The sequence below is a fragment of the Blautia sp. SF-50 genome (assembly GCF_900101315.1).
GTDB classification, from domain to species: domain Bacteria; phylum Bacillota; class Clostridia; order Lachnospirales; family Lachnospiraceae; genus Blautia_A; species Blautia_A fusiformis.
This window is the reverse complement of record NZ_FMUW01000008.1, coordinates 1-14,547: the sequence shown is the minus strand read 5'-3', so window position 1 is coordinate 14,547 and position 14,547 is coordinate 1. Positions and strand designations below refer to the sequence as shown.

General features: G+C 49.1%; 15 protein-coding genes and 1 pseudogene. 15 read left to right on the top strand and 1 reads right to left on the bottom strand.

The window, feature by feature from the left end; genetic code table 11:
- Positions 1-233 precede the first annotated feature (233 nt).
- The 10 genes from tet(W) to BLP57_RS06725 all read left to right on the top strand — a co-directional run bounded on the left by tet(W) (position 234) and on the right by BLP57_RS06725 (position 8,554).
- On the top strand, positions 234-2,153 hold the full coding sequence (gene tet(W) / locus BLP57_RS06780; protein ID WP_002586627.1) for a tetracycline resistance ribosomal protection protein Tet(W): 1,920 nt from the start codon (positions 234-236) through the stop codon (positions 2,151-2,153).
- Between the two features lie 50 nt (positions 2,154-2,203).
- Entirely contained in the window at positions 2,204-2,971 is a 768-nt protein-coding gene (locus tag BLP57_RS06775) for a class I SAM-dependent methyltransferase (RefSeq protein ID WP_002586626.1), read from the top strand.
- Between the two features lie 171 nt (positions 2,972-3,142).
- Entirely contained in the window at positions 3,143-3,565 is a 423-nt protein-coding gene (locus BLP57_RS06765; protein ID WP_002586616.1) for a sigma-70 family RNA polymerase sigma factor, read from the top strand.
- Positions 3,558-3,770 carry a helix-turn-helix domain-containing protein gene (locus BLP57_RS06760; RefSeq protein ID WP_002586615.1) on the top strand — a complete coding sequence of 71 codons (213 nt, stop codon included), beginning with the start codon at positions 3,558-3,560 and terminating at the stop codon, positions 3,768-3,770. The genes BLP57_RS06765 and BLP57_RS06760 overlap by 8 nt, the downstream gene beginning before the upstream one ends.
- A 497-nt stretch (positions 3,771-4,267) precedes the next feature.
- The gene (locus BLP57_RS06750) at positions 4,268-4,666 is read left to right on the top strand and encodes a plasmid mobilization protein (RefSeq protein ID WP_002596229.1); all 399 of its coding nucleotides are present in this window, start codon (positions 4,268-4,270) and stop codon (positions 4,664-4,666) included.
- Positions 4,638-6,263 carry a relaxase/mobilization nuclease domain-containing protein gene (locus BLP57_RS06745; RefSeq protein WP_002596230.1) on the top strand — a complete coding sequence of 542 codons (1,626 nt, stop codon included), beginning with the start codon at positions 4,638-4,640 and terminating at the stop codon, positions 6,261-6,263. Before BLP57_RS06750 ends, BLP57_RS06745 begins: the two co-directional genes overlap by 29 nt.
- Positions 6,253-6,639 carry a cysteine-rich VLP domain-containing protein gene (locus tag BLP57_RS06740; protein WP_002596231.1) on the top strand — a complete coding sequence of 129 codons (387 nt, stop codon included), beginning with the start codon at positions 6,253-6,255 and terminating at the stop codon, positions 6,637-6,639. Before BLP57_RS06745 ends, BLP57_RS06740 begins: the two co-directional genes overlap by 11 nt.
- A gap of 132 nt (positions 6,640-6,771) precedes the next feature.
- Entirely contained in the window at positions 6,772-7,506 is a 735-nt protein-coding gene (locus BLP57_RS06735; RefSeq protein ID WP_087325174.1) for a replication initiator protein A, read from the top strand.
- The gene (locus tag BLP57_RS06730; protein WP_002596233.1) at positions 7,503-8,345 is read left to right on the top strand and encodes an ATP-binding protein; all 843 of its coding nucleotides are present in this window, start codon (positions 7,503-7,505) and stop codon (positions 8,343-8,345) included. Before BLP57_RS06735 ends, BLP57_RS06730 begins: the two co-directional genes overlap by 4 nt.
- A 14-nt stretch (positions 8,346-8,359) precedes the next feature.
- The gene (locus BLP57_RS06725) at positions 8,360-8,554 is read left to right on the top strand and encodes a transposon-encoded TnpW family protein (protein WP_002596234.1); all 195 of its coding nucleotides are present in this window, start codon (positions 8,360-8,362) and stop codon (positions 8,552-8,554) included.
- 64 nt (positions 8,555-8,618) lie between these two features.
- Here BLP57_RS06725 and BLP57_RS06720 read toward each other — a convergent pair whose 3' ends face one another.
- Complete coding sequence (locus BLP57_RS06720; RefSeq protein WP_002596235.1) at positions 8,619-8,819, bottom strand: hypothetical protein; 201 nt, start codon at positions 8,817-8,819, stop codon at positions 8,619-8,621.
- 225 nt (positions 8,820-9,044) lie between these two features.
- On the opposite strand from BLP57_RS06720, the gene BLP57_RS06715 reads away from it, so the two are divergent.
- The 5 genes and pseudogenes from BLP57_RS06715 to BLP57_RS06695 all read left to right on the top strand — a co-directional run bounded on the left by BLP57_RS06715 (position 9,045) and on the right by BLP57_RS06695 (position 14,259).
- Positions 9,045-10,661: a recombinase family protein gene (locus BLP57_RS06715; RefSeq protein WP_002596236.1), complete on the top strand. Its 1,617-nt coding sequence runs from the start codon at positions 9,045-9,047 to the stop codon at positions 10,659-10,661.
- A gap of 87 nt (positions 10,662-10,748) precedes the next feature.
- Positions 10,749-10,844, top strand: a pseudogene (locus BLP57_RS18540) (Maff2 family mobile element protein); the annotation flags it as partial.
- Between the two features lie 4 nt (positions 10,845-10,848).
- The gene (locus BLP57_RS06705; protein ID WP_015541262.1) at positions 10,849-11,721 is read left to right on the top strand and encodes a VirB6/TrbL-like conjugal transfer protein, CD1112 family; all 873 of its coding nucleotides are present in this window, start codon (positions 10,849-10,851) and stop codon (positions 11,719-11,721) included.
- 14 nt (positions 11,722-11,735) lie between these two features.
- Positions 11,736-12,164, top strand: a complete 429-nt coding sequence (locus BLP57_RS06700) for a PrgI family protein (RefSeq protein WP_005426563.1) — start codon at positions 11,736-11,738, stop codon at positions 12,162-12,164.
- A 55-nt stretch (positions 12,165-12,219) separates the two neighbouring features.
- The gene (locus BLP57_RS06695; protein WP_442855616.1) at positions 12,220-14,259 is read left to right on the top strand and encodes a VirB4-like conjugal transfer ATPase, CD1110 family; all 2,040 of its coding nucleotides are present in this window, start codon (positions 12,220-12,222) and stop codon (positions 14,257-14,259) included.
- The last annotated feature ends 288 nt before the right edge of the window (positions 14,260-14,547 follow it).

The window sequence follows — 14,547 nt, the reverse complement described above, 5'->3', positions numbered from 1 at the left end:
TCAAATAGTGGGAACAAAGGATTATGATAGCTCCTTTTGTAGGGGCTTAGTTTTTTGTACCCAATTTAAGAATACTTTTGCCTTATCAATTTTGACATATCCCCAAAAACAGCAATCACAAACAGGTGTATGCTGTATATGTGTATGTCCGCAACTTATAATCCCCAGTGGTAAAAGTATTTTACTGCTGGGGATTTTTATGCCCTTTGGGGCTGTAAAGGGAGGACAATCACATGAAAATAATCAATATTGGAATTCTTGCCCATGTAGACGCTGGAAAGACGACCTTGACGGAGAGCCTGCTATATGCCAGCGGAGCCATTTCAGAACCGGGGAGCGTCGAAAAAGGGACAACGAGGACGGACACCATGTTTTTGGAGCGGCAGCGTGGGATTACCATTCAAGCGGCAGTCACTTCCTTCCAGTGGCACAGATGTAAAGTTAACATTGTGGATACGCCCGGCCACATGGATTTTTTGGCGGAGGTGTACCGCTCTTTGGCTGTTTTAGATGGGGCCATCTTGGTGATCTCCGCTAAAGATGGCGTGCAGGCCCAGACCCGTATTCTGTTCCATGCCCTGCGGAAAATGAACATTCCCACCGTTATCTTTATCAACAAGATCGACCAGGCTGGCGTTGATTTGCAGAGCGTGGTTCAGTCTGTTCGGGATAAGCTCTCCGCCGATATTATCATCAAGCAGACGGTGTCGCTGTCCCCGGAAATAGTCCTGGAGGAAAATACCGACATAGAAGCATGGGATGCGGTCATCGAAAATAACGATGAATTATTGGAAAAGTATATCGCAGGAGAACCAATCAGCCGGGAAAAACTTGCGCGGGAGGAACAGCAGCGGGTTCAAGACGCCTCCCTGTTCCCAGTCTATCATGGCAGCGCCAAAAATGGCCTTGGCATTCAACCGTTGATGGATGCGGTGACAGGGCTGTTCCAACCGATTGGGGAACAGGGGGGCGCCGCCCTATGCGGCAGCGTTTTCAAGGTTGAGTACACCGATTGCGGCCAGCGGCGTGTCTATCTACGGTTATACAGCGGAACGCTGCGCCTGCGGGATACGGTGGCCCTGGCCGGGAGAGAAAAGCTGAAAATCACAGAGATGCGTATTCCATCCAAAGGGGAAATTGTTCGGACAGACACCGCTTATCAGGGTGAAATTGTTATCCTTCCCAGCGACAGCGTGAGGTTAAACGATGTATTAGGGGACCAAACCCGGCTCCCTCGTAAAAGGTGGCGCGAGGACCCCCTCCCCATGCTGCGGACGACGATTGCGCCGAAAACGGCAGCGCAAAGAGAACGGCTGCTGGACGCTCTTACGCAACTTGCGGATACTGACCCGCTTTTGCGTTGCGAAGTGGATTCCATCACCCATGAGATCATTCTTTCTTTTTTGGGCCGGGTGCAGTTGGAGGTTGTTTCCGCTTTGCTGTCGGAAAAATACAAGCTTGAAACAGTGGTAAAGGAACCCTCCGTCATTTATATGGAGCGGCCGCTCAAAGCAGCCAGCCACACCATCCATATCGAGGTGCCGCCCAACCCGTTTTGGGCATCCATAGGACTGTCTGTTACACCACTCTCGCTTGGCTCCGGTGTACAATACGAGAGCCGGGTTTCGCTGGGATACTTGAACCAGAGTTTTCAAAACGCTGTCAGGGATGGTATCCGTTACGGGCTGGAGCAGGGCTTGTTCGGCTGGAACGTAACGGACTGTAAGATTTGCTTTGAATACGGGCTTTATTACAGTCCGGTCAGCACGCCGGCGGACTTCCGCTCATTGGCCCCGATTGTATTGGAACAGGCATTGAAGGAATCGGGGACGCAGCTGCTGGAACCTTATCTCTCCTTCATCCTCTATGCGCCCCAGGAATACCTTTCCAGGGCTTATCATGATGCACCGAAATACTGTGCCACCATCGAAACGGCCCAGGTAAAAAAGGATGAAGTTGTCTTTACTGGCGAGATTCCCGCCCGCTGTATACAGGCATACCGTACTGATCTGGCCTTTTACACCAACGGGCGGAGCGTATGCCTTACAGAGCTGAAAGGATATCAGGCCGCTGTCGGTCAGCCGGTCATCCAGCCCCGCCGTCCAAACAGCCGCCTGGACAAGGTGCGCCATATGTTTCAGAAGGTAATGTAAAGATACATAATCGTCAAGACGGCAACAATCAGAAGTTATGGAGGGTAACAATGGAATATAGTAAGGAAGATTTAATGGAAGCAAAAAAGCAAATTTGGGGAGTGGGAGAGAACATGGGAACAGAGGAAAGTAAAAAAATCTGGGAGGAGAACGCACAATTTTGGGATAATGCAATGGGTGACGAATCTAATGAATTTCACAGAGAGGTAGTGCGTCCCAAAGTAACGGAACTTCTATCTCCTAATCCTGCGGATTACATTTTGGATATTGCGTGTGGCAATGGAAATTATTCTTCGTATCTTGCACAAAGAGGCGCTTCGGTTGTCGCTTTTGATTACAGCAAAAAAATGATAGAATTGGCTAAAAGACGGCAATCACAATATGCAAAACAAATTGAATTTTGTGTGGCGGATGCGACCGATAGAAAAAGTATATTAGAATTAAAAAGAAATCGAGCCTTTACGAAAGCAGTTTCTAATATGGCAATTATGGATATTACGGATATTGAACCACTTCTTATGGCTGTTTATGAACTGTTGCAGGAAAGCGGAATTTTTGTCTTTGCAACGCAACACCCTTGTTTTGTCACGTTGACTGAAAAATATATGACACCGCACAGTTACTATGATATAGCGATTGAAGGGCAACCGAAAGAGCAGATTTATTATCATCGTTCCATACAAGATATTTTTAACCTTTGTTTTAGAGCTGGATTTGTCATTGATGGATTTTATGAAGAATGTTTTAAAACCAACAAAGAAATTCCTATGGTAATGATAGTAAGGCTTAAGAAGGTAAAACGTGATAGCTTAAAATAAATTCAAGTTTGTCGGGTAAATAGCAAACCCAGCCGAGCCAGTCAACGGTCAAGATGAACGGCGCATATGCGCAGCCGTTGACAGCCCCGCCCGCCTTTGCTGGTAGGCAATCAAGGGGCGACAGCAAGAAGTGCCACCGCCCCGCACTATTATTCAGAAAGGGGAATTTCCATGACCGACCAGATAGCCTATCAAGAATATATCCAGCGCAGGTACAACGCCTTTTGCAAGACTGTTATCCGCTGTGCCGCCTTGGACAAGATTTTGAAGCTTAAACGGCAATGGGAACGGCAAGTTTCCCTTGACTATCTGATGAACGAGAAGTTTGTCCAGTTTGCCGCGTCGGAGCCGGACGAGGAATACCCATTTACCGTCTGCGGTCAGACCGTCCTGCTCTGCAACGCCGCCCTTGCCGACGCGATCTCTGTTTTGCCGGAGCAGACGCGGGAAGAAATCCTGCGCTATTACTTTCTGCGCCAGCCGCAGCGCGTGATCGGCGCGTGTATTGGCCGGTCACGCAGCACAGCGGGGCGGCATATCCAGCTTGCCTTGCAGCGGCTACGCGAAGAAATGGGGGTGAGCCGGTATGAGTAGACTTCTCCCCTATGAAACAATCCTCAAAGCCCGTGAGGGCGACCCAGAAGCCGTGAACGCTGTCCTGCTCCACTACGCCGGATATATCCGCTATTTCTCAAAAGTGAACGGGCAGGTCAACGCCGAGGTGGAGGACTATGTAAAGCAGCGGTTAATTGACTGTCAATTCAAGTTCCGGCTTGACGAACCACCGGACAAGTCATAAAAACTGAATACCAGCCGCCACCGACGCGGCCAGCGAAAGCAGTAAGTCTTGAAAAAGATTTACTGCTTTTTTTGTTGTCCGGCTCCGCTCCCGGCCATTTTGCCCCCTGCCGGTTGTAGTAGTAAGCGAGGAGGGAATTTTTCTGCCCTGGTGTTTGGCATTTGGAGCATTTACCCGTAGTAGAGGGCAAAGAGAAAGGATTTCTCCAACACCGGGTAGAAACCACTGCGTCCGGTGTCATTTTAGCGAAAGCGGGCAGGAATGCCCTTTACAGGATTAGTAGTAGCAGAAAAAGAGAAACAAACTTTTGTGGTTGCAGTTTTCCAAAAAAGTGGCGGACGGAAGTGAGAGAAAGTTTGCAGTCACGGAGAGCAAGTTTCTACCACGGTGCCAAAATCCGCAATTCTGCAGTTTTGCCCCTCGCGGGAAACTTGTTGGGGAGTGCCTTCCCCAAACCCTGCTCATGCGCCCTTACGGGCGAGAAAGGAGGTCACACCATGCGAAAGAAATACAACACGCCCCACCGCAGCCGCGTTGTGAAAACCCGGCTGTCCGAAGATGAGTATGCCGACTTCACAGCGCGGCTTGCGCCCTATGGTATCAGCCAGTCCGAATTTCTCCGGCAGGCGATACGGCGGGCGACCATACGCCCGGTTGTCCATGTGTCGTCGGTCAATGACGAGTTGCTTTCCGCTGTCGGGAAGCTGACAGCCGAGTACGGCAGGATCGGCGGCAACCTCAATCAGATTGCCCGGTATCTGAACGAATACGGCGTACCCTACAACACCCTTTCCGGCGAGGTACGCGCCGCCATATCCGACCTTGCCGTCCTCAAGTATGAAGTCCTCAAGAAAGTAGGTGACGCGGTTGGCAACACTCAAGCATATCAACTCTAAAAACGCCGACTACGGAGCCGCCGAGCAATATCTTCTCTTTGAGCATGACGAGTTTACCATGAAGCCCGTCCTTGATGAAACCGGCAGGCTTATCCCCCGCGAGGACTACCGGCTGTCCACGCTGAACTGCGACGGGGAGGATTTTGCCGTTGCGTGTATGCGGGCCAATCTCCGCTATCAGAAAAACCAGCGGCGGGAAGATGTGAAAAGCCACCACTACATCATCAGCTTTGACCCGCGGGACGGGCCGGACAACGGCCTGACCGTAGACCGGGCGCAGGCGTTGGGGGAACAATTCTGTAAAGAGCATTTTCCCGGCCACCAGGCCCTTGTCTGCACCCACCCGGACGGGCATAACCACAGCGGCAACATTCATGTGCATATCGTCATAAACAGCCTGCGGATTGAGGAAGTGCCGTTCCTGCCCTACATGGACAGGCCGGCCGATACGAAAGTCGGCTGCAAGCACCGATGTACCGACGCTGCCCTGCGCTACTTCAAATCCGAAGTCATGGAGATGTGCCACCGGGAGGGGCTTTATCAAATCGACCTCTTGAACGGCAGCAAGAACCGCGTCACCGACCGGGAGTATTGGGCGCAGAAAAAGGGACAGGCCGCGCTGGACAAGCAGAACGCCCCCATGATTGCCGATAGTATCACGCCCCGGCAGACCAAGTTTGAAACGAACAAGGAGAAGCTGCGGCAGACCCTACGGAAAGCCCTTGCCACCGCCGCCAGCTTTGACGAGTTTTCCTCTCTGTTGCTGCAGGAGGGTGTGACCGTCAAGGAGAGCCGGGGGCGGCTTTCCTACCTCACGCCGGACAGGACAAAGCCAATTACCGCCCGGAAGCTGGGCGACGATTTTGACCGCGCCGCTGTCTTTGCCGTTTTAGAGCAAAACGCCGCCAGAGCAGCCGAAGCGCCAGCCAGATCCCCCGATCCCCCACGCACCATAAAAGACCGCTTGCAGGTTGCCAGAGCCGAGATAGCCGCCCCGAAACAGGACGGAGTGCAGCGGCTTGTGGACATTGAGCAGAAAATGGCCGAGGGCAAAGGCCGGGGCTATGAACGCTGGGCGAAGATACACAATCTGAAGCAGGCCGCCAAAACGCTGTCCGTCTACCAGCAATACGGCTTTACTTCCCCGGAGCAGTTAGAAGCCGCCGTTGACACCGCCTATCAGAAAATGCGCCAGACCAGCGGCGAACTGAAAGCACTGGAAACGAAGCTGCAAGGGAAAAAGAAGTTGCAGCGGCAGGTGTTGGCCTACGCCCAGACCAAGGCCGCCCGCGACGGGCTGCGGGCACAGAAATCCGAGAAAGCCCGCGCCGCATACCGGCAGGCCCATGAGAGCGATTTTATCATAGCCGACGCAGCAGCCCGGTATTTCAAGGCGCATGGCATTACCAAGCTGCCCGCCCGGAAAGCGTTGCAGGCCGAGATCGAGCAGCTTATCTCCGAGAAAGACGGCCTGTATAACACCTATCACGAACAGAAACAGCGGTTCAAGGAGTTGCAGACCGTCAAGCGGAACATCGACCAGATTTTGCGCCGGGACGAGCCGCACCGCAGAAAGGAGCAGAGCCATGAGCGATAACCTGCCCCACATGGACTACCGCCAGCACCGGCGGGCGCGGCGGCTGGTACATGAGTGCTGTAACTACGATGAGGGGAACTGCCTGCTATTGGACGACGGGGAGCCTTGCGTGTGCGTCCAGAGCATTTCCTTTTCCCTCATGTGCCACTGGTTCCGTGTGGCTGTCCTGCCCCTTGACGGGGAGCTGGCCGCAGCCCTCTTGTGCCGGGGAAGCCGGAAACGGTGTGCCGTCTGCGGGGCGGCCTTTGTCCCCAAATCCAACCGGGGAAAATACTGCCCCGACTGCGCCGGGCGCATGAAGAAAATCAAAGCCGCCGAGAGAAAGCGGAAACAAAGGCAGAGATGTCACGCTTTAGAGCCTTTCAAACCCGCATAAATCAAGGCTTTTTTCGTGGGTGTCAAAGGGTACGCGATACATTTATCCTTTTCCCCCGGAAACGGCGTTTTAATGCGTGACAATACGCCAAAATCAACCCGAACACAGGGAGGTGATCCTATCGCTGATTATATCAGGGCAGACACGCGGCTGCCCGCCTATCTGCCGTATCCCCGTTTCCTGCTGAAAATGGAGATTTCACAGACCGCCAAGCTGCTGTATTCGCTGCTGTTAGACCGTTCCACCCTCTCCCAGAAAAACAAGTGGCTGGACGACGAGGGCAGGATTTATATTATCTATCCCATCGCGGAGATAGCAGAAATACTGGATAAAGGCAGCACCACCATCAAGGGGGCGCTTAATGAACTGGACACGGCGGGGCTGTTGGAACGGGAACGGGGCGGCTTCTCCGCACCGAACCGGCTTTATGTCAAAGTACCGCCAGTGCCACAGGTACAGTTTTCAGACCAACTGATGGCCGGAAGTCCGCCCCTCATAGAGCCGGAAAACCGTCCTACTGATGGTCAGAAAACCGACCTTATGATGGTCGGAAAACCGTCCCCTAACCAAACTACTATAAACAACCTTACAGAGAGCCAAACAAAGGGAGTGAGTGGGGGGCCGTCCGCGCCCTATGGCCGATATGGAAATATTTTTCTGTCACAGACCGAATACGACGAGTTGCAGGCAGAGTACCCTGACAGGCTGGAACGGTTCATCGAGGAAATGAGCCGCTACCTTGCCGCCAACGGGAAAAGCTACCAGAACTATGCCGCCGCCCTGCGGATATGGGCGGGGAACGACAAAAAGGAAGCCCCTAAAAAGGGCATACCAGACTACTCATGCAAGGAGGGCGAGAGTTTATGAAGAATGAAATCAACGCGGTTTTGGAGAATATGACGACCACCATCCCGGAGCCGGAGGACTACACCGGCGAGGACGGTTTACTGTACTGCGGCAAGTGCCGCAAGCCGAAAGAAGCCTATTTTGCGCCGGATAAGGCCGCTATCTTCGGGCGCGACCGCCACCCGGCAGAGTGCGACTGCCAGAGAACCGCCCGCGAGGAACGGGAAGCCGCCGAAAAGCGGCGCAGACACCTTGACACCGTGGAAGAACTGAAACGCCGGGGCTTTACCGACCCCACCATGCGGGACTGGACTTTCGAGAACGACAACGGCAGGAACCCGCAGACCGGGCTTGCCCGCCGGTATGTGGAGCATTGGGAAGATATGCGGACAGACAATATCGGCTGCCTGTTCTGGGGCGGCGTAGGCACCGGCAAAAGCTACCTTGCAGGCTGTATCGCAAACGCCCTCATGGAGAAAGAAATCCCCGTCCGCATGACGAACTTTGCTCTTATCCTCAATGACCTTGCCGCCAGCTTTGAGGGGCGCAACGAGTACATTTCCCGCCTTTGTCGTTATCCGCTGCTGATCCTTGACGACTTCGGCATGGAACGCGGGACGGAATACGGGCTGGAACAGGTGTTCAATGTGATTGACAGCCGTTACCGCAGCGGCAAGCCGCTGATCGTCACGACCAACCTTACGCTGGACGACCTGCACAACCCGGAGGACACCGCCCATTCCCGGATTTATGACCGCCTGCTTTCCATGTGCGTCCCGGTACGCTTTACCGGCGACAACTTCCGGCAGGAAACCGCCAAGCGGAAAATGGAGAGCATGAAGAAACTGATTACCGACTGAAAGGAGTATTGCCTATGGCAGATAACAAGCAGCACGACACCCGCACCACCCGCCGCCCTGACTGTGTGACGGAAATCCGCATGGGCAATTCCGTCCTTGTCGTGTCCGGCTATTTCAAGAAAGACACCACAACCACAGCCGCCGACAAAATGGCGCGGGTACTGGAAGCGGAAGCCGCTGCTACACAGGAGCCGACTTATCCGGCGTGAACCGGGGCATGGAAAAGCGGCCATGCCAGGGAGCATGACCGCTGGAACGAAAATCGGAAGTGCTTTAGCAATTCTTAATCTCATTCTCTATAAAATAATTTGCAATTTCAAAGGCTTTTATTCTTCTCTTTGCCAATGTGATTTGTGATTTATAACGCTCGGAATTATCCTTTGATTCAAATGTTTTTACTGTTTCTCTTAGCTTGTGCAGAGTTGAATCAATTTGCCTTTTGGCCGCGGTTAATTCATCTATTGTATACTTCATGTTTTCTCCTTTAACTTCTGATTTTTTTGTTAAATCAGAGTATACCACGGAGTTATGAACTTTTCTACTGCAAATATGGGACGACAACCCATACCATAAAAATCGGAAAATTGAAAAGCTGTAAAGAAGCAAATTTAACGCTTTTGCCGCTGTACAGCCCCCGCCGTTCCGTGGTACAATGAAACCACGGAATAGTGGGGCTGGCTGTCGGAAACGGAGGATTTTATGTTAAGACAAGCCACCCAAAACCTCATTACCGCCCTTTATCCGAGATTGTCCCACGAGGATGAATTGCAAGGCGAGAGTAATTCCATATCGAACCAAAAAAGGATACTCGAAACCTACGCAAAACAGAACGGCTTTACCAATCTGCGCTGGTACACCGACGACGGTTTTTCCGGCGCGAACTTCCAGCGGCCCGGATTTCAAGCCATGCTTGCGGACATTGAAGCCGGGAAAGTGGGTACGGTCATCGTCAAGGACATGAGCCGGTTAGGGCGAAACTACTTGCAGGTAGGGTTTTACACGGAAATGCTGTTCCCTCAAAAGGGTGTGCGTTTTATCGCTGTCAACGATAATGTGGACAGTGCCAGCGAGGGCATGGACAACGATTTTACCCCGCTGCGAAATCTGTTCAATGAATGGCTGGTGAGAGATACGAGCAAGAAAATCAAGGCAGTGAAAAAGTCAAAAGGCATGAGCGGCAAGCCTGTTACCAGCAAGCCGGTTTACGGCTATGTGATGGACGAGGACGAGAATTTTATTATAGACGAGGAAGCCGCCCCGGTGGTGCAGCAGATTTACCAGCTTTGCCTTGCCGGGAACGGCCCGACCAAGATTGCCCGTATGCTGACGGAGCAGCAAATCCCCACGCCGGGGACGCTGGAATATCAGCGGACAGGCAGCACCCGCCGTTATCACCCAGGCTATGAGTGCAAATGGGCGACCAACACCGTCGTTCATATCCTCGAAAACCGAGAGTACACCGGATGTCTGGTGAACTTCAAAACGGAAAAGCCTTCTTATAAGGTCAAGCACAGCATAGAGAACCCCGTCGAGAAGCAGGCCATTTTCGAGAACCACCATGAGCCGATCATCGACAAGGAAACATGGGAACGGGTGCAGGAGTTACGCAAACAGCGCAAACGCCCGAACCGCTACGATGAAGTGGGGCTGTTCTCCGGGATTTTGTTCTGCGCCGACTGCGGCCATGTGCTGTATCAGCAGCGGTATCAGAACAAAGACCGCAAACAGGACTGCTACATCTGCGGCAGCTACAAGAAGCGCACCCGCAACTGTACGGCGCACTTTATCCGCACCGATCTGTTGACCGCTGGTGTCCTGGCAAATCTCCGGCAAGTGACCGAATACGCAGCCAAGCATGAGAGCCGGTTTGTGAAACTACTTGTCCAGCAGAACGAGATCGGCGGCAAGCGAAAGACCGCCGCAGCCATCAAGCAGCTTGAACAGGCGCAGGAACGCATTTCTGAAATCAGCCGCATTATCAAGCGGCTGTATGAGGACAATGTAAACGGCAAAATCAGCGATGAGCGTTTCATGGAACTGTCGGCTGACTACGAAGCCGAGCAAGCGGAGCTGAAAAAGAGAGCCGCCGCCCTGCAAGCCGAACTGGACAAGTCACAGGCAGCTACCGTCAACGCCGAGAAATTTATGGGCATTGTCCGCAAGCACCTTGCCTTTGAAGAACTGACCCCCACTCTCTTGCGGGAAATGATCGAGAAAATTGTGGTGCATGAGTGCAGCTATGATGAGAACGGCACCCGCAGGCAGGACATTGAGATTTATTACAGCTTTGTCGGCAAGATTGACTTGCCCGAATAACCGCCCGACCTATCCGACACAATGGCCAAGTGTCGGATAGGAACGGCAAAATTTTTTGCACTTCTATTGCTTCTTTATCACACATAAGCAAAGTCACAAGGAATAAAACAGTTGATGGCGGGCGGTGGCATCGTACTGATTGGAATAAACCTGATTCCACAGCTTGCAACTTTGTTTGGATAAATAAATGGGTGGAATAACCGAAAAAATAACAGAGTTCATAAAGGATCTGCTAACAGGTTGGATCACATCAAACCTGGATACCATGTTCACCGATGTAAATACCAAAGTAGAAACGATTGCTGCGGAGGTTGGGAAAACACCCCAAAATTGGAACAGTGGCATTTTTTCCATGATAAAAAATTTGTCGGATAATGTCATTGTCCCCATTGCGGGGATGATTATTACATTTGTACTGTGTTATGAGCTGATTTCCATGATTATGGAAAAAAACAATATGCACGATACAGATACGTTTATGTTTTTCAAATACATTTTTAAGATGTGGGTAGCGGTATATCTGGTTACTCATACTTTTGATATTGCGATGGCAATTTTTGATGTAGCGAATCATGTGGTATCCAATGCTGGCGGTATGATAACCGGTTCCGCATCTATTGATGTTACAGAAGCATTGAAAACGCTTCTTGAAACGCAGATTGAAGATATGGGAATCGGAGAATTACTGGGGCTTGGTCTGGAAACGATGCTGGTCAGTTTATGTCTAAAAATCATATCAGTCCTGATTACCGTCATTTTATATGGACGAATGATAGAAATATATCTTTATGTCTCTGTGGCACCTATTCCGTTTTCAACATTTACGAACAGGGAATGGGGAAGTATTGGAAATAATTACGTGAAGGCATTATTAGCGTTGGGATTCCAGGGATTTTTTATGATGGTATGTGTTGCGATTTATGCAGTTCTGGTAAATGCTATTACAGTTGCGGATAATCTTCATACAGCTATCTGGTCAGTTGCAGCATATACAGTTATTTTATGTTTCAGCCTGTTTAAGACCAGTTCCCTGGCAAAATCAATCTTCAATGCACATTAGGAGGAAACAAGAATATGGCATATGTTCCAGTGCCGAAAGATTTTTCAAAAATAAAGACAAAATTAGCACTGAATTTAACTAAAAGACAAATTATATGTTTTTCTCTGGCAGGAATTTGTGGTGTTCCGGTCTATTTGCTGACAAAAGCAGGACTGGGAACAGATGTGGCAGCAACGCTTATGATCATAGTGATGCTGCCATTTTTCTTTTTTGCAATGTATGAAAAGGATGGATTTCCAGCAGAGAAAATATTGCTTCACATTATCCGGCAGAAATTTTTAAGACCTGGAATCAGGGTCTATCGTTCCCAAAACTTATATGACCGGATTATAGAGTACGATAAATTAGAGAAAGAGGGTGCATGGCTTGAGAAAAAGGCAAAAGAAGCCAGGGAAGCGAGAAATCCGTTCCATTTCCTTAAAAAAGCAGACCGAAAAAAATAAGAAACAGAAAACCGGACTTACGAAAGAAGAAAAAAAGCGTCTGAAAGAACTTCGGATGATAAAAGCGGAGAATCAGAAGAAGAGGAAGCCTTTTACAGCGCAGGATACGATTCCATATAAGGAAATATATAAGGATGGTATCTGCAGGACGGATGATAACTATTATTCAAAAATGGTGCAGTTTTACGATATAAATTACCAGTTAGCGCAGAATGATGATAAAGCGGCTATTTTTGAGAACTATTGTGAGTTCCTGAATTCATTTGACAGCTCTGTTGAGGTACAAATTACATTTCTTAATCAACAGGTGAATTTTGATGAGTATGCAAAAAATATTGATATTCCAGAGCAGGATGACTGTTTCAATGATATCCGGAAAGAATATTCGGATATGTTGAAAATGCAGCTTTCCAAAGGAAATAACGGGCTTGTAAAAACAAAATATATCACATTTTCCATTAAAGCGGATAATCTGCGAAATGCAAAATCCAGGCTGGAGAGAATTGAAGCCAGTGTGTTGAATAATTTTAAGGTGATGGGAGCCATGGCAGAGCCTTTAAATGGGGTAGAACGTCTGAAAATTCTGCATGATGTGATGAATATGGACACAAAAGAATCTTTCCATTTCCATTATGGGATGGTTGCAAAAACAGGTCTGCAGACAAAAGACTTTATTGCACCTACCGGATTTGATTTTCGTAATGACAGCTATTTTAGGATGGGACAGACTTTTGGATGCGTGTCATATTTACAGATTACATCACCAGAACTTACGGATAAACTGCTGGCAGATCTGCTGGATCTGGAAGAGAATCTTATCATCAATATGCACCTGCGTCCAATTGATCCCAAGGCAGCTATTAAAAGCCTGAAAAGTACGCTGTCAAATATTCAGAAAATGAAAATTGAAGAACAGAAGAAAGCGGTCAGAAGCGGATATGATATGGATATTATTCCAACGGACATTTCTACATACGGAGAGGATGTGGAGGGATTGCTCAATGAAATCCAGTCCAGGAATGAGAAACTTTTTGAACTTACTTTTTTGCTGATGAATACAGCGGACAATAAGAGAAAACTGGACAATATTGTGTATCAGACTGCAGGAATCGCCCAGAAATATAATTGCAATATACGGAGACTTCAATATCAGCAGGAACAGGGACTTGTGGCATCACTGCCACTGGGAATGAACCAGACTGGAATACAGAGAATTATGACTACGACTTCTACAGCAATCTTTGTTCCGTTTACCACACAGGAACTTTTCCAAGGCGGTGAAGCTCTTTACTATGGCTTAAATGCACTGTCAAACAATCTCATTATGGTGGATCGGAAACGATTGAAAACACCTAACGGCCTGATTTTGGGTACTCCTGGTTCCGGTAAGAGTTTTGCAACGAAAAGAGAAATTCTCAATGTTTTCTTGATTACAGACGATGACATTATTATCTGTGACCCGGAGGGAGAATATTTTCCGCTGGTAAATGCCTTAAATGGTGAAGTTATTAAAATCAGTGCAAAAAGTAATGATTACATCAATCCTATGGAAGTGAACCTGGATGTTATTTATCATCCGGAGAAATACAGGATTAATGGCGATGTGGAGGATATTGATACCATTATTGCTGATAAAGCAGAGTTTATCACATCTTTCTGCGAGGTCATTATGAAGAAACCTCAAAATGCAGAATTAAATGGTGATGAGGTTTCCATGATTGACCTGTGTGTAAAAGACATTTATAAAAAATATCTTTACAATGATCCAAAACCGGAAAATATGCCGACTTTGCAGGATTTCTATGAACGTCTGAACTTTTATGCACCAGATAAACCAGCAGCACAGAACATTGCCAACAGTCTGCAGTTGTATGTAACAGGATCGCAGAATGTATTTAACCATCGAAGTAATGTCGATACGCAGAACAGAGTGGTATGCTTTGATATCCGGGAACTTGGAACCACACTACGAAAAGCAGGGATGTTGATTGTCCAGCATATGGTTTGGACAAGAGTATCACAGAACCGCAGCCGCAGGAAATCAACCCGTTATTATGTGGATGAATTTCACCGGACGAGACGTTCCGCTTGTTGAATAGACAGCGGGGTCAGTAGCCGTCCGTAAAAAGAAAAGCTACTGATACAACTGATATGGTGTTGTTCAAATGAAGGGGTAACGCCCGGAAGGGACACACACAAACTCCCTACAGCGTGATAGTTGTGCAAGAACTGTCGGGTTGTCAAAAGTTAGGGTGAAGAGCAAAAAGCAGGTCCTAACAGGTAAGGCTGAGGAAAGATTCACAGAGGTGTGGGTTGCCTGTGATTATGTAGTGAAGCTGTATATGGTGAGTATCCACGGAAGTGGGGACGAACTGACGATTTA